Genomic DNA, 21,194 nt, shown 5'->3' with positions numbered 1-21,194 from the left:
GCTTTCTCTCCACGCGGATCCTCCCGTTATTATAGAGATGTCCGCGTGCAGGGCTAGTTATTAACCAGCTTTTAACAATTAAAGGGCGCTTTTGACGCTGTCGTGAAGCGGCGTGGTTGGGCGGCCAATCAGTTTGCTTAGCTGGTGGCTGTCGTCAAAAAGACCGCCTTTTTCCGCGCCTGCATCGGAGTTTGCCAGCAGCGCGGCAAAACCTTCCGGCAGGCCAGCGCCCTGAAGTGCCGCTTTAAAATCGGCCTCGTTCAGGTTCTGATAAACCACGGGTTTGCCGCTTTGCTGGCTGACTTCCGCCGCCAGCTCTGCGAGCGTCCAGCCGTGGTCTCCCGCCAGCTCATAAACTTTACCTGCCTGATTATCCAGCGTCAGGACTTTAGCGGCTGCGGCCGCGTAATCAGCCCGCGTTGCAGAGGCTATTTTGCCTTCCCCGGCGCTGCCGATAAACACGCCGTGCTGAATCGCTGGCGGCACGCTGGCCAGGTAGTTTTCGGTATACCAGCCGTTACGCAGCAGCACGAATGGAACGCCGGAGGCTTTGAGCTGTTGCTCCGTGACAGTGTGTTCTTCGGCAAGGGCCAGTGGCGATTTGTCGGCATGCAGCAGGCTGGTATAGGCGATGAGTTTCACGCCTGCCTGTTTAGCTGCCGCAATAATATTGTTGTGCTGGGCGGCGCGCTGGCCAACCTCGCTGGAGGAGATCAGCAGCACTTTTTCCACGCCGGAGAACGCTTTTGCCAGCGCAGAGACATCGCCGTAATCCGCCGCGCGAACCTGTACGCCACGGTTGGAAAAATCGTTAACTTTTGACGGGTTGCGCACAACGGCCACGATCTCTTCGGCTTTCACCGTTTTCAACAAATCTTCAATAACAAGGCGGCCCAACTGGCCGGATGCGCCGGTAATCGCAATCATGATCAATCTCCTGAGTGATGTTTCGAACAAGTTGTGCCACACTAGCACCCTAACTAACTTTTAGTAAGTACGTACAAAAAGGTAAGTGTTAAATGAGTGAAATCATCGAAGCGCCCATGACGCTGAGCGAGCAGCTGCGTAACGGTAATCTGTTTAGCGACAAATGCCCCTCGCGGGACGTGCTGAAACACGTGACCAGCCGCTGGGGTGTCTTAATTTTAGTGGCATTACAGGATGGCACTCATCGTTTTAGCGATTTAAGGCGCAAGATGGGCGGCGTGAGCGAGAAAATGCTGGCGCAGACGCTGCAGTGGCTGGAGGCGGACGGTTTTGTGGATCGCAAATCTTACCCGGTTGTGCCGCCGCACGTGGAGTACACGCTGACGCCAATGGGCCATGAAATTGCCGAGAAGGTGGCCGCGCTGGCCGACTGGATCGAGGGGAATTTGCCGCAGGTGATGGCGTCCCGCGAGAAACGGGACGCCTGAGGGGCTTACTTGCTTAAATCAAGCTGATAGACAGCAAAACCAATGTCGTCGTTGGCGACTTTTTTCATTGGGTACTGACCTTTTTCTTTGATAAAGGCGGCGGCTTTGTCGGTCGGCGAGGTTTCAAAGCGGATATCCAGCGGCTGCTTGCTGGCTATAGGCGCCAGACGCCAGTTGTTGTCCGCCGCAGGGTGAATTTCGCCCTGAGCGCCGATCCAGTTAGCCAGCACCGAGCGGTTCTCATCCGGGGAAGCAAACGCGATGTGGCTGTCGCCGGTCCCGGCAAATTTGCCGCCGTAAGCGCGGTAGTTATTGGTTGCGACCAGGAAGACGGCATTCGGGTCGATAGGTTTGCCCTTGAAGGTGAGATCTTTGATGCGCTCGGCCTTCGGGTTCACCATCTGGCATTCACCGTCGTAGCGAGCCGGCTGGCTGACGTCGATTTGGTAGTTCACGCCGTCGATGACGTCGAAGTTATAGGTACGGAAGCCGTCCCAGTTGATCAATTCCTGAGGTTTAGTGCTGTTCACGTCGATCTGATTGAACTGCCCGGCGGAACATTCCAGCCACTCTTTAACTTCTTTTCCGGTCGCTTTCACCACCACCAGCGTGTTCGGGTAAAGATAGAGGTCGGCGGCGTTGCGGAAGGTCAGTTGACCTTTTTCGACCTCAACGAAGCTGGCCGGATCGTTTTTACGTCCGCCCACTTTGAACGGTGCGGCGGCGGAGAGCACCGGCAGATTCGCAAGATCCGGGTCGCCCTGAATGTATTTCTCGACGTAGGCCTTCTGCGCGTTATTCACCACCTGAACGGTTTGATCGTCCTGCACCAGCGCCAGATAGCTATACATGTTATCGGCGGATTTACCGACTGGCTTGCTGACGAACTCGCGGGTTGCGGTGTGATCGTGCTCCAGCACTTTTTTCAGGTTTTGGTCTTCTGCCGCCAGCGATTTTTTGGCTACGCTGTCATAAATTGGCCTCGCTTCGGCTTTGCTGCTGGTGACCTTCCAACTGCCTGAGTCGTTGTTCAGCACCAGATCCACCACGCCGAGATGATCGCCCCACATGCCCGGCATCACGGCAGGCACGCCGTTCAGGGTGCCTTTTTCGATATCGGCCCCTTTAATATTGGCAAAGTCTTTCCCAGGGAATACGGCATGGGCATGCCCGAACATAATGGCATCCACGCCTGGCACCTGGCTGAGGTAATAAACGGAGTTTTCGGCCATCGCCTGATAAGGCTCGCTGGACAGCCCCGAGTGGGCAATCACGACGACTACATCAGCGCCCTGTTGGCGCATTTCCGGCACGTATTTTTTGGCGGTTTCGGTAATGTCGTTCACCGTCACTTTGCCGCTCAGGTTGGCTTTATCCCAGGTCATGATTTGCGGCGGCACGAAGCCGATGTAGCCGATGCGCAGCGTCTGGGTTTTGCCGTCTTTGTCTTTGACTTCGGTTTCTTTAATCAGGTACGGCGTGAACATTGGCTTCTGGGTTTTCACGTCGATGATATTGGCGTTCACATAAGGGAATTTGGCGCCAGCGAGGGCTTTGTGCAGGAAGTCGAGGCCGTAGTTGAATTCGTGGTTGCCCAGGTTGCCGACCGTATAGTCGAGCGTATTCAGCGCCTTATAAACTGGATGAATTTCCCCGGCTTTTAGCCCTTTTGCGGCCGCGTAATCGCCGAGCGGGCTGCCCTGAATAATATCGCCGTTATCGACAAGCACGCTGTTGGTGACTTCACCGCGCGCGGCATTGATCAAACTTGCGGTGCGTACCAGACCGAACTTCTCTGTCGGCGTATCTTTATAGTAATCGAAGTCCATCATGTTGCTGTGCAGATCGGTCGTTTCCATGATCCGCAGGTCAACGGTGGCCGCATTGACGCTGGCGGCTATCAGCGTCGCCAGAAGCGTTGCGCTAAACTTAATCATGTTTAAATGTCCTTTTTAGAGGTACGCCACAAAGGGCAATGTATATACAGACTGTTGCTTACAATTTTGTGAAGTTTGCCAGAATTTAAGTCCGGTGAACCAGAAATGCTTCACAGATAGCGCATCGGGGTGCAATGAGATATAAGTAAAACAATAAGTTATTCGCTCGATGTAGCGCAGAGACACAACACGAGGTGGAGAATGTTAGAACAAATTTGCCAGCTGGCCCGCGAGGCCGGGGCCGCTATCATGCAGGTTTATGAGGGGGAGAAGCCGCTTCAGGCGACGCATAAGCTTGATGACTCTCCGGTGACGGCGGCGGATCTTGCCGCCCACGACATTATTCTGAAAGGGCTGAAAGCGTTGACGCCGGACATCCCCGTGCTGTCAGAGGAAGATCCCCAGTCGTGGGATACCCGGCAAAGCTGGCAGCGCTACTGGCTGGTCGACCCGCTGGACGGCACAAAAGAGTTTCTGAAACGTAACGGCGAGTTCACCGTGAATATCGCGCTTATCGAAGGTGGAAAAGCGGTGATGGGCGTTGTCTATGCGCCCGTGCTGAAGATTATGTACAGCGCAGCGGAAGGGAAGGCCTGGAAAGAAGAGTGTGGCGTACGCAATCAGATTCATGTGCGGGATGCCCGTCCACCGCGCGTGGTGGTCAGTCGGTCTCATGCCGCCAACGATAGCGAGCTGAAAGAATATCTCGAACAGATGGGGGAGCACCAGACCACTGCGATAGGCTCGTCGCTGAAGTTCTGCCTGGTGGCCGACGGTCAGGCGCAGCTCTATCCTCGCTTTGGGCCAACCAATATCTGGGACACCGCCGCAGGGCATGCCGTGGCGGTCGCTGCCGGGGCGCACGTTCATGACTGGCAGGGCAAGCCGCTGGACTATACCCCGCGCGAGTCGTTCCTGAACCCCGGCTTCCGGGTTTCTATTTACTGAGTAACCCTTGCAGCAGGCTAATCACCTGCTGCACTTCCTGCTGGGTTAACGGGCCATCTTTGGCAAATTGAATTCTGCCTTCTTTATCCAATACCACGATAGCTGATCCGCCCTGTTGCAGCTGCCACGCTTTCGCCGCTACGCCGTTACTGTCGACGATAAACTGTGACCACGGGAACTCTTTCTTATTACTTTCGATGCTGCTGCGCACGAACATGCCGGTGCCCACAATCGCGTCGTCGGTGTTCACAATGGTGGTGGTCTGGTACTTATCATGCGGGAATTTTGCCGCTTTGATAGCTTCGACCATGGCCGCATTTTCTTCTTTGGCGCTTGTGCGACCGGCAATATGCTGCAGAACTCTCACTTTCCCAGGCAACTGCGCGCTATTCCAGTTTTTATAACTAAACTTATCGTTATCCAGCACCAGCTCGCCCTTGTCGGTAATACCAATCGGGGACACTCGCTGATTATTTTCAAAGTTATGGGCTGAGGCCATGAGCGGCAGCAGCAGAAGAGACAGCGCCAGCGTTTTGCGCAGGGTCATCGGTGACTCCTTATTGTTGTTAGCAGGTGATCCGACCACTTGGGTCGATGTTTTAAGCATATGTGCTGAATAAGCATCTGTCCCGCAAGCAAAGTGCCAGTTTGCGGGCTGACGCACATAACCCTGAAATTTGAAGGCTTACGCTGCCGTTTTTTACATTTAAAAATATTGTTCTGCAACTTTGTAATCTTTTAGTAAAAAAACTTCTACACACTAGGTGACCTTCGATATCTGGACTATAGTTTTCGAGCACCAAACTTTTTCGCCTCATTTTGTCGGGCCAAATGTAGCTCGCAGAGGCGTTAACATGCAGGAGTAAAGAAGAATGAAAATTTTCCAACGTTACAACCCCCTTCAGGTGGCGAAGTACGTGAAGATCCTGTTCCGTGGACGGTTGTATATCAAGGACGTTGGCGCTTTCGAATTTGATAAGGGCAAAATCCTTGTCCCGAAAGTTAAGGATAAGCAGCACTACTCGGTGATGTCCGAGGTCAACCGCCAGGTGATGCGCTTACAGGCGGATATGGGCTAAGCCCAAAAATTGTAAAAAAAACGGCCCCTAAGGGGCCGTTAGTGTTTATAGAGCTTGCTTACTGCTCCTGAGGCTCTTCACCGTCAGGCAGCTTTGGCGTCAGCGCGACAGGCTTATTGTCGATACGCGTTACCAGCAGCTGATCGATGCGGTAGTTATCAATATCCACCACCTCGAACTTGTAGCCGGAGAACTTTACCGAGTCGGTGCGTTTCGGGATCTTACGCAGCATAAACATCATGAACCCACCGATGGTTTCGTAGTTACCGGACTGCGGGAACTCGTCGATATCCAGCACTCGCATGACGTCGTCAATCGGCGTGCCGCCTTCCACCAGCCATGAGTTTTCATCACGGGCAACGATTTGCTCTTCCATCCCCTGGCCGACCAGGTCACCCATCAACGTCGTCATCACGTCGTTCAGGGTAATGATGCCCACCACCAGCGCGTATTCATTCATGATGACCGCGAAGTCTTCCCCGGCGGTTTTAAAGCTTTCCAGCGCTTCGGAGAGCGTCAGGGTGTCTGGCACAATCAGGGCGTTACGCAGATGCACACCGCTGTTCAGCGCCATGCTTTGGTTGCCCAGTACGCGGTTCAGCAGCTCTTTGGAATCAACATAGCCAACGACGTGGTCGATATCGCCGTTACACACCAGGAACTTGGAATGCGGATGTTCAGCGATGGTGGACTTCAGGCTTTGCTCGTCGGCGTGCAGGTCGAACCAAATCACGTTTTCGCGTGAGGTCATGGAAGACGGCACGGTACGCGATTCCAGCTCAAAGACGTTTTCAATCAGTTCATGTTCCTGCTTACGCAACACGCCCGCCAGCGCACCGGCTTCAAACACCGCATAAACGTCGTCAGAAGTAATGTCGTCTTTACGCACCATCGGCAGCTTGAAGATGCGGAAGATAACATTAGCCAGGCCGTTGAAGAACCACACCAAAGGTCTGAAAACAAACAGACAGAAGCGCATCGGGTTGATAATACGTAAAGCAACCGTTTCGGGAGAAATCATACCGATGCGTTTCGGGGTGAGGTCTGCGAACAGAATGAACAGGCTGGTGACGAGGGTGAATGAGATAATAAAGCTGAGCTGGTCGGCGAGTTCCGGAGCCAGAAAACGCTCCAACAGAATTTTAAACGCCGGGGAGAAAGCCGCATCGCCGACGATACCGCCGAGAATTGCCACGGCATTCAGGCCAATTTGTACGACGGTAAAGAACATGCCCGGCGTCTCTTGCATCTTTAGCACGCGCTGGGCATTGACGTTGCCTTCATCGGCCAGCAGCTTAAGTTTGATTTTACGAGAGGCGGCAAGCGAGATCTCAGAGATTGAGAAAAAGGCACTAATAGCAATAAGGATAAGTATTATCAAAATACTGTTTAACATAATTTATCTGGCTGTTGTGGCCAGGTCCTCGGAAGGGAAAAGTGGATAAATCTCAGGGGTCAAACACAAGAAATGCTGGCCGCTTTTGTGAACGAGCCAGCAAATTCAAGGAGTAGTATAGCGTAAGGATGGGATGTGCTACCAGAGGCTGTAATTTAACCGGCGGTAAGCCAGGTTTTTAGTGATGTGTTTTTTGATTAATGGGCTTAACGTTTGGCGCATTGTATAAGCAGCTTTTCTTCTTTTTATCCCCGGAACTTTTCTTCTCTTTTTGCCACTCACCCGATCGGTTAGCCCACTATCAGGAGAGCGTTCACATGGTTAATTCCGTTACTTCCGTGCACAGACATGCGGCGGAACTTCCTCCCTTACCGGAACACAGCGGCCAGCGACCGGCGTCGATCGCTTCGGGTTCATCGGTGGCCACTTCTGCTGCCGTCAGCGCGCATGAAAGCCTGCATTTTGTGGGGGACAGCGTTTATGGCTCGGCCAATGAAGCTGCTATTCATCACCAGCTTGGCGCGCTGTTTGGCAAGCACATTAACGGTGATAACCATGCTGAAATGCATGCCCTGATTGAGTCGAGAACCCGTGAATTACACAAAATGGGAGAAACGCCAGCCTCTGTTGAAGCCGTGTTGACCAAAGGGCATCAACTGGACAGGCTAGGACAAGTTGCGCGAGGTGCCGCACGCGCTATTCCCTTTGCTGCTGCGTCTGTTGCCTACGATAAAGTCCCGCTGCTGAGCGCTTTTGCCCATACGGCGGCGGAAATTGGCCTCCATGCTGGCCTGCAGTCCAGCATCGCCGACACTATTGGCACCACGTTGCTTAACCGTGCCACGGCAACGAATCCGTGGCTGTCCGCCAAAGACAGCGACCTGCATCCGGTCATGCGAGAAGCGGTAAAGGAGGCAAAAGCGAGCTTGCTGACGACGGTGGCAGAAACCGGGGCAGCCATTCAGACCTATTCGGCACGTAACCTTGCGCGCCTGGCGATGGCGGCAACGCTGACGCATTTTGCCGGGGCGAAAGTGGCCGGTGAAGCCGATACGTGGCTGTCTGCTGCGGGCGGGGTGGTGGCTGGCGGCGCAATGAGCGCGATTCTCCACGCGGTGGACGAAAACAAAGGCCGAACCGGGCCGGAGTATTTGCTGGGGCGCAACGACTGGCAGCAGCGGTTCACTGAATTGAAAAATACGCACGTGGTGAGCGATACGCTTAAGAACGCTGCTCAGCGCGTGGCAAAGCTGCCCCTGGACATTGCTACGGACAGCCTGAAAGCGACGGCAAGCGTTCTTTCTGCGCCGAGCCTTGGGAAAACGGCGATGCTAGCCGGCGGCTTTGCCGGTGTGATTAGTCTGCGCAGCGCGATTGGCGCTGCTGTCACCAGCGCCTTTCCGAGAGTGAATGCCGCTTCGCTGAGCGCCATCAGCCATGCGACCAACGTCGTGGCCTCTGCCCCGGTGTTCTTCGCCGTACCTGCGGCTGAGATTCTCGCTGACGCTGTGGCGGACAAAATGACGCAAACGCTGCAGGAAAAGGTCCCGGCGGCCGTGAACTCGGCGGCAGGCTGGGTCGGGCATCAGCTGCAGGCGGCGTTAAATCGTCAGCCAGCAACCACCCTTAATGCCGCAGAGCAGCAGGTGTAAAGGAACCGAAAGGGGAGCTACGTCCACATACTGGCAGTCTATTTTTGGAGCCTGATTATGCATATTAATTCTACGGTGACGCGGCCAGCAGGTATGCCGTCGCTGACCAATACATCTTCAACGGCAGCGGTGAAAGCCGCGTCCTCTGGCCTGCACGCCAGTGATTTACACGGCGATCTCAAAAATTGGGCCGCTGCGGCTCCTACAGCGGAAGAAGGCAAAGCCAGGGCTGTCGCGAGCAGCGAAATAATGAATAACTTTCAGTGCCGTGGGGAAACATTAGATCTGAGCGAACGAGGTCTGACGGCGCTGCCCGAATCGCTGGGCGCGCTGACGCATCTCAAACATTTGAATCTGTCCGGCAACCCCCTACAGACTTTTCCGGCCAAAGCGCTTTTACAGCTGGGCTCCCTGCAAACGCTGCAGCTGGCGATGAATCAGCACAACCAGGGCGTACCGTTTCGTCGCTCGCATGAACGTTTTGCGGATGAAGGGTACAAACTGCAGTTTTTTGCCCAGGGCAATAACCGCGCGCAGGTGATTCATCAGCCACCCAGACAGAAAACTGCGTTGTTCACAACCGACCTGGCACCCTGCCTGGCGGCGATGATTGTTCAGGATGGCAAAAGCCTGGCGTTGCATATGGATAACCCGCAGCGCAGTGGCTCAGGAGGGATGCCTCTGGAAGAGATGCTGTCCCGGCATTTGCATCCGTCAGCGCGTAAAACCGAGGTATTCCTGGTCGGGGCTAACGATCAGGGATCGGCGGGTAACGTGCGGGCGATGCTGGCGGCGCTGAACAAACATGGTGTGGCAAATAACATCAGTATGGCCAGCCTCGGGAATGGACATACTTCCGCGACGCTGGATGTGAATAATCAGAAAGCGTGGGTTGGCTTTGGTTAACAACGCTAAAGAAAAAGCCAGTCGATGACTGGCTTTCAGGGTGAGTTTACTGAGGCGGCAGGCAAACGCCGATGCCACCAATGCCGCAGTAGCCGTGCGGATTCTTGTACAGATACTGCTGGTGGTCGTCTTCCGCGTAGTAGAACGGGCCCGCGTTAGCGATTTCAGTGGTGACCTGGCGTTTATCACCGGCGGCATTCATTGCGGCCTGGAAACGCTCAAGGCTGGCGCGGGCGGCTTTGTCCTGTTCCGGCGTGAGCGGGTAAATTGCCGAGCGGTACTGGGTGCCGACGTCCCCGCCCTGGCGCATTCCCTGAGCCGGGTCGTGATTTTCCCAGAACACCTGCAAAAGCTGCTCATAGCTAACCACTTTCGGATCATAAACCACGCGCACGGCTTCAGCATGGCCGGTCTGGCCGCTGCAAACTTCGCGATAGGTTGGGTTGGGCGTATAGCCACCGCTGTAGCCAGCTGCCGTGCTGTAAACGCCCGGAATCTCCCAATACAGGCGTTCTACGCCCCAAAAGCACCCCATCGCAAACAGCGCGATTTCCATTCCATCGGGTACATTTGTCATTGAGTGTTCGTTAACCGCGTGAAGTGTGGCCACCGGCATCGGCGTGTTGCGGCCTGGCAGAGCATCGGCCTGCGTCACAGTGTGAGTTTTGTCGAAGAATGACATGGTGTTGGATCTCCCGAAAATCGGCAAAAAAGCGAGCGGTTGTCATCAGACCTGCAATTGCAGACAATACATCCGAGTTACAGACTACATTACATATAAGAAAGATTTAGGCGAGTGAGTTATTTTCAACCCTCGATGTTAGGGTTTTGTTAATCCGCGGAGCGGGAATGACGTTTCCTTCCAGGGGTGGGAACAAGGATATTCAGGAGAAAACGTGCCAGTAATCCGTACTTTATGTATTACAGGCCTGTGTGTCGCTAGCACATGGGCTAACGCCGCGAGCGTGCGTTTGCAGGTTGAGGGACTCAGCGGCGAACTGCAAAAAAACGTACGTGCTCAGCTTTCCACCATCGAAAGCGATGAAGTGACGCCGGATCGTCGCTTCCAGGCGCGCGTCGATGACGCCATTCGTGTAGGGTTGAAAGCTCTGGGTTACTACGAACCCACCATTAATTTCACGCTTAAACCGCCGCCGCAGAACGGAGGGCGTCAGGTTCTGTTGGCGCAGGTTGACGCCGGGCAACCAGTGTTAATTGGCGGCACCGACGTCATTTTACGTGGTGGCGCGCGGACCGATAAAGACTATCTCGCGCTGCTGCCCAAGCGGCCCAAAATCGGCACCGTGCTCGACCACGCTGACTACGATAACTTCAAAAAAAGCCTCTCCAGCATTGCGCTGCGTAAGGGCTACTTCGACAGTGATTTCCGTAAGAGCCAGCTTGGCGTCTCTCTGGAAAGACATCAGGCGTTCTGGGATATCGACTACGACAGCGGCGAACGGTATCGCTTCGGCGCGGTGACCTTTCAGGGCTCCCAAATTCGCGAAGAGTATTTGCAAAACCTTGTGCCTTTTAAGCAGGGAGATTACTACCAGTCGAGCGACCTGGCCGAGCTGAACCGCCGCCTGTCGGCTACCGGCTGGTTTAACTCCGTGGTGGTGGCGCCTGAGTTTGAAAAATCACGCCAGACAAAAGTGTTACCGCTACAGGGCGTGGTGACGCCGCGCACTGAAAACACCATTGAAACCGGGGTGGGCTACTCCACGGACGTAGGGCCGCGCGTGAAGGCCAGTTGGAAAAAACCGTGGATGAACTCCTACGGTCACAGCCTGACAACCAGCACCAGCCTTTCCGGGCCTGAGCAAACGCTCGACTTCAGCTACAAAGTGCCGCTGTTAAAAAGCCCGCTGGAGCAGTATTACCTGGTGCAGGGCGGTTTTAAGCGAACCGATCTCAACGACACAAAATCGGACTCCACTACCGTTGCGCTGTCCCGCTACTGGGATATGTCCAGCGGCTGGCAGCGTGCCGTTAACCTGCGCTGGAGCCTCGACCACTTTACCCAGGCAGATGTTACCAACACGACCATGCTGCTTTACCCCGGCGTCAGCCTGAACCGTACCCGCTCGCGCGGGGGCCTGATGCCCACCTGGGGTGACTCACAGCGTTACTCGATTGATGTCTCTAATACGGCCTGGGGTTCTGGCGTCGATTTCGGCGTGTTCCAGGCACAAAACGTTTGGATCCGTTCGCTGTATGAAAAACACCGCTTTATCGTGCGCGGCAATGTGGGATGGATCGAAACCAACGACTTCAAAAAAGTGCCGCCGGATCTGCGTTTCTTCGCCGGCGGCGACCGCAGCATTCGTGGCTATAAATACAAATCGATATCGCCGGAGGATAGCAACGGTAAGCTGACGGGGGCCTCCAAACTGGCGACCGGCTCGCTGGAGTACCAGTACAACGTGACCGGAAAATGGTGGGGCGCGGCGTTTGTTGACTCCGGTGAAGCGGTGAATGACATCAAACGCAGCAACTTCAAAACCGGTGCGGGCGTTGGCGTGCGCTGGCAATCCCCGGTTGGGCCTATCAAGCTCGACTTCGCCGTACCGGTGGGTGACAAGGAAGAGCACGGTTTACAGTTTTACATCGGTTTGGGGCCTGAACTATGAGTCGCTGGAAGAAAATAAGCCTCGCGGTGCTGGCTGTGATTGTGCTGCTAATCGCGGCGGTCGGTTTCCTTGTGGGGACGACGCCGGGCCTGCATTTGCTGTTTAAAGGCGCTAATCGCTGGGTACCGGGGCTGAATATCGCTCAGGTCGACGGCGGCTGGCGTAATCTGACGTTAAAGAACTTGCGCTACGAGCAGCCGGGCGTCGCAGTGCGTGCGGGAGAGATTCACCTCGCGGTGAAGCTAAACTGCCTGTGGCACAGCAGCCTTTGCGTGAATGATTTCTCGCTAAAAGATGTGGATGTTGCGGTCGACACGAAAAAAATGCCGCCGTCAGCCCCGGTGCAGGAAGAGGACAGCGGCCCGCTGAATCTCTCCACGCCGTACCCAATCACCCTTAGCCGCGTGGCGTTGAACAACGTCAACGTGAAAATCGACGACACCACCGTTTCGGTGATGGATTTCTCCAGCGGCCTGACCTGGGAGCAGCGCAACCTGACGCTAACCCCGACATCGCTGGAAGGTTTGCTGATTGCGTTGCCGAAAGCCGCGCAGGTAGCCAAAGAAGAGATTGTTGAGCCGAAAATTCAAAACCCTCAGCCGGAAGAAGCGCCTCTCGGGGAAACGCTGAAAAAGTTGTTTGAGAAGCCGCTTCTGCCGGAAATGACCGACGTTAATTTGCCGGTGAATCTGAATATTCAGGAATTTCGCGGGGCGCGCCTGCGCCTGACCGGCGATACCGATTTGCTGGTCAACTCGCTGCTGCTGAAAGTGAGCAGCATCGACGGCAACCTGAAGCTGGATGCGCTGGATGTGGACTCCTCGCAGGGGCTGGTGAACGCCACCGGTAGCGCTCAGCTGCGCGACAACTGGCCGGTTGATTTAACGCTTAACAGCACGCTGAACATCGACCCGCTGAAAGGCGAAAAGGTGAAGATGACCGTGGGCGGTGCGCTGCGCGACGAGCTCAAAGTGGGCGTCAATCTGTCAGGGCCGGTGGGGATGCAGTTGAATGCCCAAACCCGCCTGGCTGAAGCAGGGCTGCCGCTCAACGTCGAAATAGACAGCAAGCAGCTTTCCTGGCCGCTGACCGGCGAGAAGCAGTATCAGGCTGACAATCTGAAACTGCGTCTGACCGGCAAAATGACCGACTACAAGCTGGCCTTTAGCACCGCCGTGAAGGGCGATCAGGTTCCGCCTGCCACCATCACGCTGGATGGCAAAGGCAACGAGCAGCAGTTTAGCCTCGATAAACTGCGCGTGGCTGCTTTGCAGGGCAATACGGATCTGAAAGCGCTGGTGGACTGGAGCAAAGCTATCAGTTGGCAAGGTGAATTAACGCTGGCCGGCCTCAACACGGCGAAGCAGTTCCCGGACTGGCCCGCCAAGCTGGACGGTAACATTAAAACGCGCGGTAGCCTATATGGCGGCAGTTGGCAGCTGGATATTCCCGAGCTGAAGCTTGCCGGCAACGTGAAGCAGAACAAGGTCAACGTGCAGGGTACGCTGCAGGGCAACAGCTATATGCAGTGGAAAGTGCCGGGTCTGCATCTGGAGCTGGGCCGCAATACGGTGGACGTGAAAGGCGAGCTGGGCGAAAAAGATCTCAACCTGGACGCCAATATTAATGCCCCGAATCTGGATAATGCCTTGCCTGGTTTAGGCGGAACGGCGAAGGGTATCGTGAAGGTTCGCGGCGACGTGAAAGCACCGCAGTTGCTGGCTGACCTGACGGCAAACGGCCTGCGCTGGCAGGAGCTGACGATTGCCCGTGTTCTGCTGAAAGGCGATGTGAAATCGAGCGAGCAAATCGCTGGTAACCTGAACCTGCGCGTAGAGCGCGTGGCTCAGCCGGGTGTAAAAGTTGATTTGGTCACGCTGGACGCGAAAGGTGATGAGAAGCAGCACCAGCTTCAACTGCGTATTCAGGGTGAACCCGTTTCCGGGCGCCTTAACCTGAGCGGCAGCTTCGACCGTAACGAAGAGCGCTGGCGCGGCAAGCTAAGCGACACCCGTTTTGATACGCCGGTAGGGCCGTGGGCGCTCAACCGCGAGCTGACGCTGGACTTCCGCAATAAAGAACAGAAAATCGCCATTGGCCCGCATTGCTGGGTGAACCCGAACGCCGAGCTTTGCGTGCCGCAAACTATCGACGCCGGGGCAAAAGGCCGGGCACTGGTGAATCTCAATCGCTTCGATCTTGCCATGCTGAAACCGGTGATGCCGGCGGATACCCAGGCCAGCGGCGTGTTTACCGGCAAGGCCGACGTGAGCTGGGACAGTGAAGCCGGTGGTTTACCGCAGGGGCAGGTGACGCTCAGCGGGCGCGGCGTGAAGGTGGCGCAGGTGGTGAACGGCAATATGTTGCCGGTTGCCTTCGACACGCTGAACCTCAACGCCGAACTGAAAAATAACCGTGCCCAGCTTGGCTGGCTGGTGAAGGTGGCGAATAACGGGCAGTTTGACGGCCAGGTTCAAATCACCGATCCGCAGGGGCGGCGTAACCTTGGCGGCAACGTCAATATTCGCAACTTCTCCCTGGCGATTGCCAATGCCATCTTCTCGAAAGGTGAAAAGGCAGACGGTACGCTGAACGCAAACTTACGCCTCGGCGGCAACCTTGAGCGGCCGCAGATGTTCGGGCAAATGCAGCTTAATGGCGTTGATGTCGCGGGTAACTTTATGCCGTTCGACATGCAGCCGAGCCAGATTGCCATGAACTTCAACGGGATGAACTCCACGCTGCAGGGCGTGGTGCGCACGAAACAAGGGCAGATTGTATTAAGCGGTGATGCCGACTGGACGCAAATCGATAACTGGCGGGCGCGCATAGCGGCGAAGGGCAGCAAAGTACGTATTACCGTGCCTCCGATGGTGCGCCTGGACGTTTCACCGGATATCGAATTTGTGGCCACGCCAAGCCTGTTTACCCTCAACGGGAACGTTGATGTACCGTGGGCGCGTATCGTGGTGCATGATGTGCCGGACAGCGCTGTAGGCGTCTCCAGTGATGAAGTGATGCTGGATCAAGATCTGAAGCCGATTAACCCTAAATCCGCCGGGATCCCGATCAACAGCAACCTGACCATTCACGTCGGCAACAATGTGCAGCTTGATGCCTTTGGCCTGAAAGCACGCCTGACCGGTGACCTGAAAATGGTACAGGACAAGCAGGGGCTCGGCCTCAACGGCCAGATCAACATTCCTCAGGGGCGCTTCCATGCTTACGGTCAGGATCTTATCGTCCGCAAAGGCGAACTGCTGTTCTCCGGCCCGCCGGACAACCCGTACCTGAATATTGAAGCCATCCGTAACCCGGACTCGACAGAAAACAACGTCACGGCCGGTGTACGTGTGACGGGCCCGGCAGATGAACCCAAAGCTGAAATATTCTCTGATCCGGCGATGTCCCAGCAAGACGCCTTGTCCTACCTGCTTCGCGGCCAGGGTTTAGACACTTCTGGTAACGACGGCGACGCGATGACGTCGATGCTTGTGGGTCTGGGGGTTGCACAAAGTGGTCAGGTTGTGGGTAAAATCGGCGAGACATTTGGCGTAAGCAATCTGGCGCTCGACACCGCGGGGGTGGGTGATTCCTCTCAGGTGGTGGTTAGCGGCTATGTACTGCCGAATCTACAGGTTAAATATGGCGTAGGTATTTTTGACTCTCTGGCGACGTTAACGCTACGTTATCGTCTGATGCCTAAGCTGTATCTGGAAGCGGTGTCTGGCGTAGATCAGGCACTAGATCTGCTCTATCAGTTTGAGTTTTAGCAATGCGAATATTTGTTTACGGCAGTTTACGACGCAAACAAGGCAACAGCCACTGGATGACCAACGCTCAGTGGCTGGGCGACCACACGCAGGAAAACTACGTGTTGTATAGCCTTGGGCATTATCCAGGCGCCGTGCCGGGTGATGGCGTGGTTTCCGGCGAAGTTTACCGGATAGACGCCTCTACGCTTTCTGAGCTGGACGCGCTGCGTACCAAAGGGGGAGAGTACAGCCGTCAGCTGATTCAGACCCCTTACGGCGGCGCGTGGATGTATGTGTATCAGCGTCCTGTCGAGGGGTTAACCCGTATCGACAGCGGGAACTGGCTGGATCGAGAAAAGTATTAAGCACACCTAAGCGGCCACGCCAACACGTGGCCGTTTTTTTGCCTGTCTGCCTGATGAGGTGGGGGGCAGAAACAAAAACACCGCCCTTGGGCGGTGTTTTTTCTTTCAGGCTGGCTAACTTACTTCTTAGCAGCGCGTTCGAAAGAGGCGATGATTTCAGCTTTAGCCGCTTCGGCGTTATCCCAACCGTCAACTTTCACCCATTTGCCTTTCTCGAGATCTTTGTAGTGCTCGAAGAAGTGAGTGATCTGCGCTTTCAGCAGTTCTGGCAGGTCGTTCACATCTTTGATGTGATCGTACTCTTTGCTCAGTTTGGTGTGCGGAACCGCAACCAGTTTTGCGTCTTCGCCAGACTCGTCGGTCATTTTCAGAACGCCAACTGGACGGCAACGGATCACGCTACCTGGCTCCAGCGGGTATGGGGTTGGGACCAGCACGTCAACCGGGTCACCGTCCAGAGACAGGGTGTGGTTGATGTAACCGTAGTTGCACGGGTAGAACATCGCGGTAGACATGAAACGGTCAACAAACAGCGCGCCGCTCTCTTTGTCTACTTCGTATTTGATTGGATCGGCGTTAGCAGGGATTTCGATAACAACGTAGATGTCTTCCGGCAGATCTTTACCCGCTGGGACGTTGAGTAAGCTCATGTCTGTTTCCTTTAACCTGGTGTATTTCAAGTGCCCGATATTATAGCCAACTGCGATTAAATGTCTTTTGCTGTTTTTTGACCGCTAACCCCCATATGGGCCAAATGCCCCGCTTCAGGCTACTCAAATCTTGAGTCATTTCATTGTCATAATTGAGTTAAACATCATGGCAACAAGCACTTAACGAACGTAAATAACGCAAATTGATTAAACATTTTCCGAAAATTGCCGATAACACGCTCACTACTTTATTCATGAGCCATCGTTAAACCGGGAATTAAGCATGTTGAGAAATTTGTCGATTCGTACGGGGCTGCTGACGCTGTTAGCGGTTATGACGTTCTTGCTGTTGGTTGTAAGCGGCATCGGCATTTATGCCCTGCAGCAAAGTTCTGCTTCTCTTGAGCGCATCAACCGCCTGCAGGGCGAGCAAATGGTGCGTATTAGCGATGGCTATATTCTGCTGCTTCGTGCCCGCAATGAGGCAAGCCAGGCGGTACGCCAGATGGAAATTGGCATGCTGGACGACGCGACAAAAGCCACGCAGAAGATCGTGGGGGAAGTTGGGCTGGCGCAGAAAAACCTGAAGTCCGTCATCGACAGCGGCGTGAACGACGACCAGGGCAACGCCTTGCTTACCGGCCTGGCGCAAAGCTTTGGTACTTATCAGACGCAGGGCATTACGCCGATGCTGGCCGCGCTGCAAAAGCAAAGCCCGGACGACTATTACGATCTGCTGGAAAAAAGCCTGATCCCGCTGGGGCAGAAGTTTGATAATGACGTGCAGACTTTCCAGCGCTGGGGTGAAACGCGCGGAAACAGCGAAGTAGCTGCCGTTCAGCTGCACAAAACTATTGTGCTGGGCTTTATTATTTTTGCCGCGCTGCTGACCGCCGCGATTATTGTGCTGGTCTGGCTGGCGCTGCGCCACCTGCTGTTGAAGCCGCTGGATGAGGCTATTCATCAATTGGAGTACGTGGCCGATGGCGACCTGACCCAGCCGCTCCCGCAAACGGGCAGAAACGAATTTGGCCGTCTTGCCAGCGCGATTGTGGCGATGAGAACCTCGCTGGTTGAGTCGGTCAGTCGCGTGCGGGATGCTTCTTCCCAGATTGATACCGGCAGCCGTGAGCTGGCGGCAGGTAACCTCAATCTTTCCCAGCGCACGGAGTCTACGGCAACTTCGCTGGAGGAAACGGCAGCCAGCATGGAGCAAATCACCGCGACGGTGAAGCAAAACGCCGATAACGCCGAGCAGGCGCACAAGCTGGCGAAAGTGGTCTCCGATACCGCCGACCGCGGCAGCGAAATGGTTTGCTACGTGATTGAGAAAATGCGCGATATTTCCGGCAGCGCAGGACGTATTGCCGACATCCTGAGCGTTATCGATGGGATCGCTTTCCAGACTAATATTCTGGCGCTTAACGCTTCGGTAGAAGCCGCCCGCGCGGGTGAACAAGGCCGTGGTTTTGCCGTGGTAGCCGGTGAGGTTCGTACTCTGGCAAGCCGCAGTGCTGAAGCGGCAAAAGAGATCCGCACGTTGATTTCTGATTCGCAAACTCACGTGGGTGAGGGCAGCGAACTGGCGCAGCAAGCCGGGGAAACCATGGACGAAATCGCCGAAGAAATTATGCGCATGACCAAACTGGTTCGCGAAATCGCCAACGCGTCTAACGAGCAAAGCCACGGTATTGAGCAGGTGAACATTGCGGTAAGCCAGATGGATGAAGCGGCACAGCAGAACGCGGCTTTAGTTGAGCAGTCCACTGCGGCAACGCATTCTCTTGAAGAACAGTCGCAGCAGCTGGTCGCCGCGATGGCTTCCTTCCGCTATTAATCTCATCACGCCTCTCCCATAAAGGAGAGGCGTATTGTGCTGGGTAAATCAGGCGTCCGGGTATTCGCGAATAAAGCGCTCTACGTCATCGACCATGTGTTTCGTGCCGACGAAGAACGGGCGGCGCTGGTGCAGCGTGGTTGGGATGATATCCAGAATTCTCTCTTTCCCGTCGCTGGCTTTCCCGCCGGCCTGTTCCGCGAGGAACGCCATTGGGTTGCCCTCATACAGCAAACGCAGCTTGCCTTCCGGGTGGCTGGCGGTGCTTGGGTAGAGATAAATCCCGCCTTTCAGCAGGTTGCGGTGGAAGTCCGCGACCAGGGAGCCAATGTAGCGCGAGGTGTACGGGCGCTTGCTGGCGGCATCTTCTTCCTGGCAGAACTTGATGTACTTCTTCACGCCGGTCGGGAATTTAATGTAGTTGCCTTCGTTAATGGAGTAGGTGTTGCCTCTCTCCGGGAAGCGCATACGTTCCTGACTCAGGCAGAACACGCCGAGAGAAGGATCGTAGGTGAAGGCGTGTACGCCGCAGCCGGTGGTATAAACCAGCATCGTTGATGAGCCGTAAACCACATAGCCTGCGGCAACCTGCTGGTTACCCGGCTGGAGGAAGTCTTCCTCGGTGACCGGCGTGCCGACTGGCGTAATGCGGCGGTAAATAGAGAAAATGGTGCCAACGGAGACGTTGACATCGATGTTAGACGATCCGTCAAGCGGGTCCATCAGCACGACATATTTTGCCTGCTCGGCGCCTTCAAAGACCACGATTTCGTCTTCTTCTTCGGAGGCGATACCGGCCACAATACCGCGCGCTTTTAACGCTGCCTTCAATTTTTCATTCGCGAACAGGTCGAGTTTTTGCTGCTCTTCGCCCTGCACGTTTTCGGCACCGCTCGCCCCCAGGATATCGACCAGACCGGCCTTATTGATATCGCGGTGGATGATTTTAGCGCCCAGCTTTATTGCCGACAGTAAAGCCGTGAGCTCACCGGTAGCATGGGAAAACTCATGCTGCTTTTCGACAATAAATTCACCTAACGTTTTCATAACACTTTCCCTGCATCATTATGTTGGATAAAGCGATCGCAACAATCTTAACAAATTTTCAAATTGTCGCGCACAGGTGAATCGCGCCAGCAAGATAAGGAATATCCTGAAATGCGTTTCGCCTCCGCAGCCATGCGGTTAGAATGTGCGCCAAACAAAGAAAGGATAGTTTCGTATGCGCATTCATATTCTAGGGATCTGTGGCACCTTTATGGGCGGCCTGGCGATGCTGGCACGCTCTTTAGGGCATGAAGTGACGGGCTCAGACGCCAATGTTTATCCACCGATGAGTACGCTGCTCGAAGAGCAGGGGATCTCGTTAATCGAAGGTTATGACGCCAGCCAGCTCGACCCACACCCGGATCTGGTGATCATCGGCAACGCGATGACGCGCGGTAATCCGTGCGTGGAAGCCGTTCTGGAGCAGGGCATTCCGTATATGTCCGGCCCGCAGTGGCTGCATGACTTTGTGCTTCGCGACCGCTGGGTGATTGCGGTCGCGGGGACGCACGGAAAAACCACGACAGCCGGAATGGCCACCTGGATTCTGGAAGCCTGTGGCTACAAGCCAGGCTTTGTTATCGGTGGCGTACCGGGTAACTTTGAAGTCTCTGCGCGCCTGGGCGATAGCCCCTTCTTCGTCATTGAAGCCGATGAATATGACTGCGCGTTCTTCGACAAACGCTCCAAATTTGTCCATTACTGCCCACGGACGCTGATCCTCAACAACCTGGAGTTCGATCACGCGGATATCTTTGACGATCTGAAAGCGATCCAGAAGCAGTTCCATCATCTGGTTCGCATCGTCCCAGGGCAGGGCAAAATTATCTGGCCGGAAAACGATGTCAATCTGAAGCAAACCCTGGCGATGGGCTGCTGGAGCGAGCAGGAGCTGGTGGGCGATCAGGGCCACTGGCAGGCGAAGAAGCTGACGACCGATGCTTCGCAGTGGGAAGTTTACCTGGACGGCGAATGCGTGGGCACCGTGAACTGGCAACTGGTCGGCGAACACAACATGCATAACGGCCTGATGGCCATTGCCGCGGCCCGCCATGTTGGCGTTACTCCGGCGGACGCAGCTCAGGCGTTAGGTAGCTTTGTGAACGCGCGCCGTCGTCTTGAGCTGCGCGGTGAAGCGCATGGCGTCACCGTTTATGATGACTTTGCTCATCACCCGACGGCGATTCTGGCCACGCTTGCTGCCCTGCGCGGCAAAGTGGGCGGCACCGCCCGCATTCTGGCCGTGCTGGAGCCTCGTTCTAACACCATGAAAATGGGCGTCTGCAAAGACGATCTGGCACCTTCTCTGGGGCGCGCGGACGAAGTGTTCCTGCTTCAGCCGCAGCACATTCCGTGGCAGGTTGCAGAAGTGGCGGAAGCCTGCGTGCAGCCAGCGCACTGGAGTGCAGATGTGGACACGCTCGCGGAGATGGTAGTGAAAACGGCGCAACCGGGAGACCATATTCTGGTCATGAGCAACGGTGGTTTCGGCGGTATTCATCAAAAATTGTTGGATGGTCTGGCGAAGAAAGCTGAACAGCAGCGTGAGCAAGCGTTTTAAACGCAGAGCCTGA

17 protein-coding genes are annotated in these 21,194 nt (G+C 55.2%); 10 read left to right on the top strand and 7 right to left on the bottom strand.

Translation table 11 applies throughout. The features are described 5' to 3' along the window. Nucleotides 1-78: 78 nt before the first annotated feature. Nucleotides 79-927, bottom strand: a complete 849-nt coding sequence (locus B9Y90_RS12980; RefSeq protein WP_085541463.1) for an SDR family oxidoreductase — start codon at nucleotides 925-927, stop codon at nucleotides 79-81. A 92-nt stretch (nucleotides 928-1,019) separates the two neighbouring features. Between B9Y90_RS12980 and B9Y90_RS12975 the strand changes: the two genes are divergently transcribed. Beyond that, nucleotides 1,020-1,415 carry a winged helix-turn-helix transcriptional regulator gene (locus B9Y90_RS12975; protein ID WP_008460422.1) on the top strand — a complete coding sequence of 132 codons (396 nt, stop codon included), beginning with the start codon at nucleotides 1,020-1,022 and terminating at the stop codon, nucleotides 1,413-1,415. Between the two features lie 5 nt (nucleotides 1,416-1,420). Here B9Y90_RS12975 and B9Y90_RS12970 read toward each other — a convergent pair whose 3' ends face one another. Continuing rightward, nucleotides 1,421-3,352 (bottom strand): bifunctional 2',3'-cyclic-nucleotide 2'-phosphodiesterase/3'-nucleotidase, encoded by a 1,932-nt coding sequence (locus B9Y90_RS12970; protein WP_085541462.1) that lies wholly within the window; start codon nucleotides 3,350-3,352, stop codon nucleotides 1,421-1,423. 201 nt (nucleotides 3,353-3,553) lie between these two features. Here B9Y90_RS12970 and cysQ point away from each other — a divergent pair, with 201 nt between their 5' ends. Beyond that, nucleotides 3,554-4,300, top strand: coding sequence for a 3'(2'),5'-bisphosphate nucleotidase CysQ (gene cysQ / locus B9Y90_RS12965; protein WP_039289749.1), 747 nt, complete (start codon nucleotides 3,554-3,556; stop codon nucleotides 4,298-4,300). Here cysQ and B9Y90_RS12960 read toward each other — a convergent pair. Next, nucleotides 4,290-4,847, bottom strand: a complete 558-nt coding sequence (locus tag B9Y90_RS12960) for a YtfJ family protein (RefSeq protein WP_085541461.1) — start codon at nucleotides 4,845-4,847, stop codon at nucleotides 4,290-4,292. The two genes, cysQ and B9Y90_RS12960, sit on opposite strands and share 11 nt — an antisense overlap. Nucleotides 4,848-5,172: 325 nt before the next feature. On the opposite strand from B9Y90_RS12960, the gene B9Y90_RS12955 reads away from it, so the two are divergent. Continuing rightward, nucleotides 5,173-5,379 carry a DUF1107 domain-containing protein gene (locus B9Y90_RS12955; RefSeq protein WP_008460430.1) on the top strand — a complete coding sequence of 69 codons (207 nt, stop codon included), beginning with the start codon at nucleotides 5,173-5,175 and terminating at the stop codon, nucleotides 5,377-5,379. A gap of 58 nt (nucleotides 5,380-5,437) precedes the next feature. Here the strand turns inward: B9Y90_RS12955 and B9Y90_RS12950 are convergent, their stop codons facing one another. Beyond that, nucleotides 5,438-6,775 (bottom strand): polyamine export protein PaeA, encoded by a 1,338-nt coding sequence (locus tag B9Y90_RS12950; protein ID WP_039289752.1) that lies wholly within the window; start codon nucleotides 6,773-6,775, stop codon nucleotides 5,438-5,440. A gap of 317 nt (nucleotides 6,776-7,092) precedes the next feature. On the opposite strand from B9Y90_RS12950, the gene B9Y90_RS12945 reads away from it, so the two are divergent. After that, nucleotides 7,093-8,427 carry a hypothetical protein gene (locus B9Y90_RS12945; RefSeq protein WP_085541460.1) on the top strand — a complete coding sequence of 445 codons (1,335 nt, stop codon included), beginning with the start codon at nucleotides 7,093-7,095 and terminating at the stop codon, nucleotides 8,425-8,427. Nucleotides 8,428-8,484: 57 nt separating this feature from the next. Next, nucleotides 8,485-9,333, top strand: a complete 849-nt coding sequence (locus B9Y90_RS12940; protein ID WP_085541459.1) for a leucine-rich repeat domain-containing protein — start codon at nucleotides 8,485-8,487, stop codon at nucleotides 9,331-9,333. A gap of 46 nt (nucleotides 9,334-9,379) precedes the next feature. Here B9Y90_RS12940 and msrA read toward each other — a convergent pair whose 3' ends face one another. After that, nucleotides 9,380-10,015, bottom strand: a complete 636-nt coding sequence (gene msrA, locus B9Y90_RS12935; RefSeq protein WP_039289757.1) for a peptide-methionine (S)-S-oxide reductase MsrA — start codon at nucleotides 10,013-10,015, stop codon at nucleotides 9,380-9,382. 214 nt (nucleotides 10,016-10,229) lie between these two features. Between msrA and tamA the strand changes: the two genes are divergently transcribed. From tamA to B9Y90_RS12920, 3 genes are read left to right on the top strand one after another with little or no spacing between them, the layout of a single operon-like run. After that, nucleotides 10,230-11,966, top strand: a complete 1,737-nt coding sequence (gene tamA / locus B9Y90_RS12930) for an autotransporter assembly complex protein TamA (RefSeq protein WP_039289760.1) — start codon at nucleotides 10,230-10,232, stop codon at nucleotides 11,964-11,966. Continuing rightward, nucleotides 11,963-15,739 (top strand): autotransporter assembly complex protein TamB, encoded by a 3,777-nt coding sequence (gene tamB, locus B9Y90_RS12925; protein WP_085541458.1) that lies wholly within the window; start codon nucleotides 11,963-11,965, stop codon nucleotides 15,737-15,739. Before tamA ends, tamB begins: the two co-directional genes overlap by 4 nt. Before the next feature lie 2 nt (nucleotides 15,740-15,741). Beyond that, complete coding sequence (locus B9Y90_RS12920) at nucleotides 15,742-16,086, top strand: gamma-glutamylcyclotransferase family protein (protein WP_008460443.1); 345 nt, start codon at nucleotides 15,742-15,744, stop codon at nucleotides 16,084-16,086. Nucleotides 16,087-16,205: 119 nt separating this feature from the next. Here B9Y90_RS12920 and ppa read toward each other — a convergent pair whose 3' ends face one another. Then, complete coding sequence (gene ppa, locus B9Y90_RS12915; protein ID WP_008460444.1) at nucleotides 16,206-16,736, bottom strand: inorganic diphosphatase; 531 nt, start codon at nucleotides 16,734-16,736, stop codon at nucleotides 16,206-16,208. A gap of 283 nt (nucleotides 16,737-17,019) precedes the next feature. Between ppa and B9Y90_RS12910 the strand changes: the two genes are divergently transcribed. Beyond that, nucleotides 17,020-18,573 (top strand): methyl-accepting chemotaxis protein, encoded by a 1,554-nt coding sequence (locus B9Y90_RS12910; RefSeq protein WP_085541457.1) that lies wholly within the window; start codon nucleotides 17,020-17,022, stop codon nucleotides 18,571-18,573. A gap of 48 nt (nucleotides 18,574-18,621) precedes the next feature. Here the strand turns inward: B9Y90_RS12910 and fbp are convergent, their stop codons facing one another. After that, on the bottom strand, nucleotides 18,622-19,620 hold the full coding sequence (gene fbp, locus B9Y90_RS12905; RefSeq protein ID WP_008460446.1) for a class 1 fructose-bisphosphatase: 999 nt from the start codon (nucleotides 19,618-19,620) through the stop codon (nucleotides 18,622-18,624). Between the two features lie 175 nt (nucleotides 19,621-19,795). On the opposite strand from fbp, the gene mpl reads away from it, so the two are divergent. Then, nucleotides 19,796-21,181 (top strand): UDP-N-acetylmuramate:L-alanyl-gamma-D-glutamyl-meso-diaminopimelate ligase, encoded by a 1,386-nt coding sequence (mpl, locus tag B9Y90_RS12900; RefSeq protein ID WP_085541456.1) that lies wholly within the window; start codon nucleotides 19,796-19,798, stop codon nucleotides 21,179-21,181. The last annotated feature ends 13 nt before the right edge of the window (nucleotides 21,182-21,194 follow it).

The sequence above is a fragment of the Cedecea sp. NFIX57 genome, from assembly GCF_900177785.1.
GTDB classification, from domain to species: Bacteria; Pseudomonadota; Gammaproteobacteria; order Enterobacterales; family Enterobacteriaceae; genus Cedecea; species Cedecea neteri_C.
The sequence above is the reverse complement of the archived record's forward strand: the minus strand, read 5'-3'. Positions and strand labels throughout refer to the sequence as shown.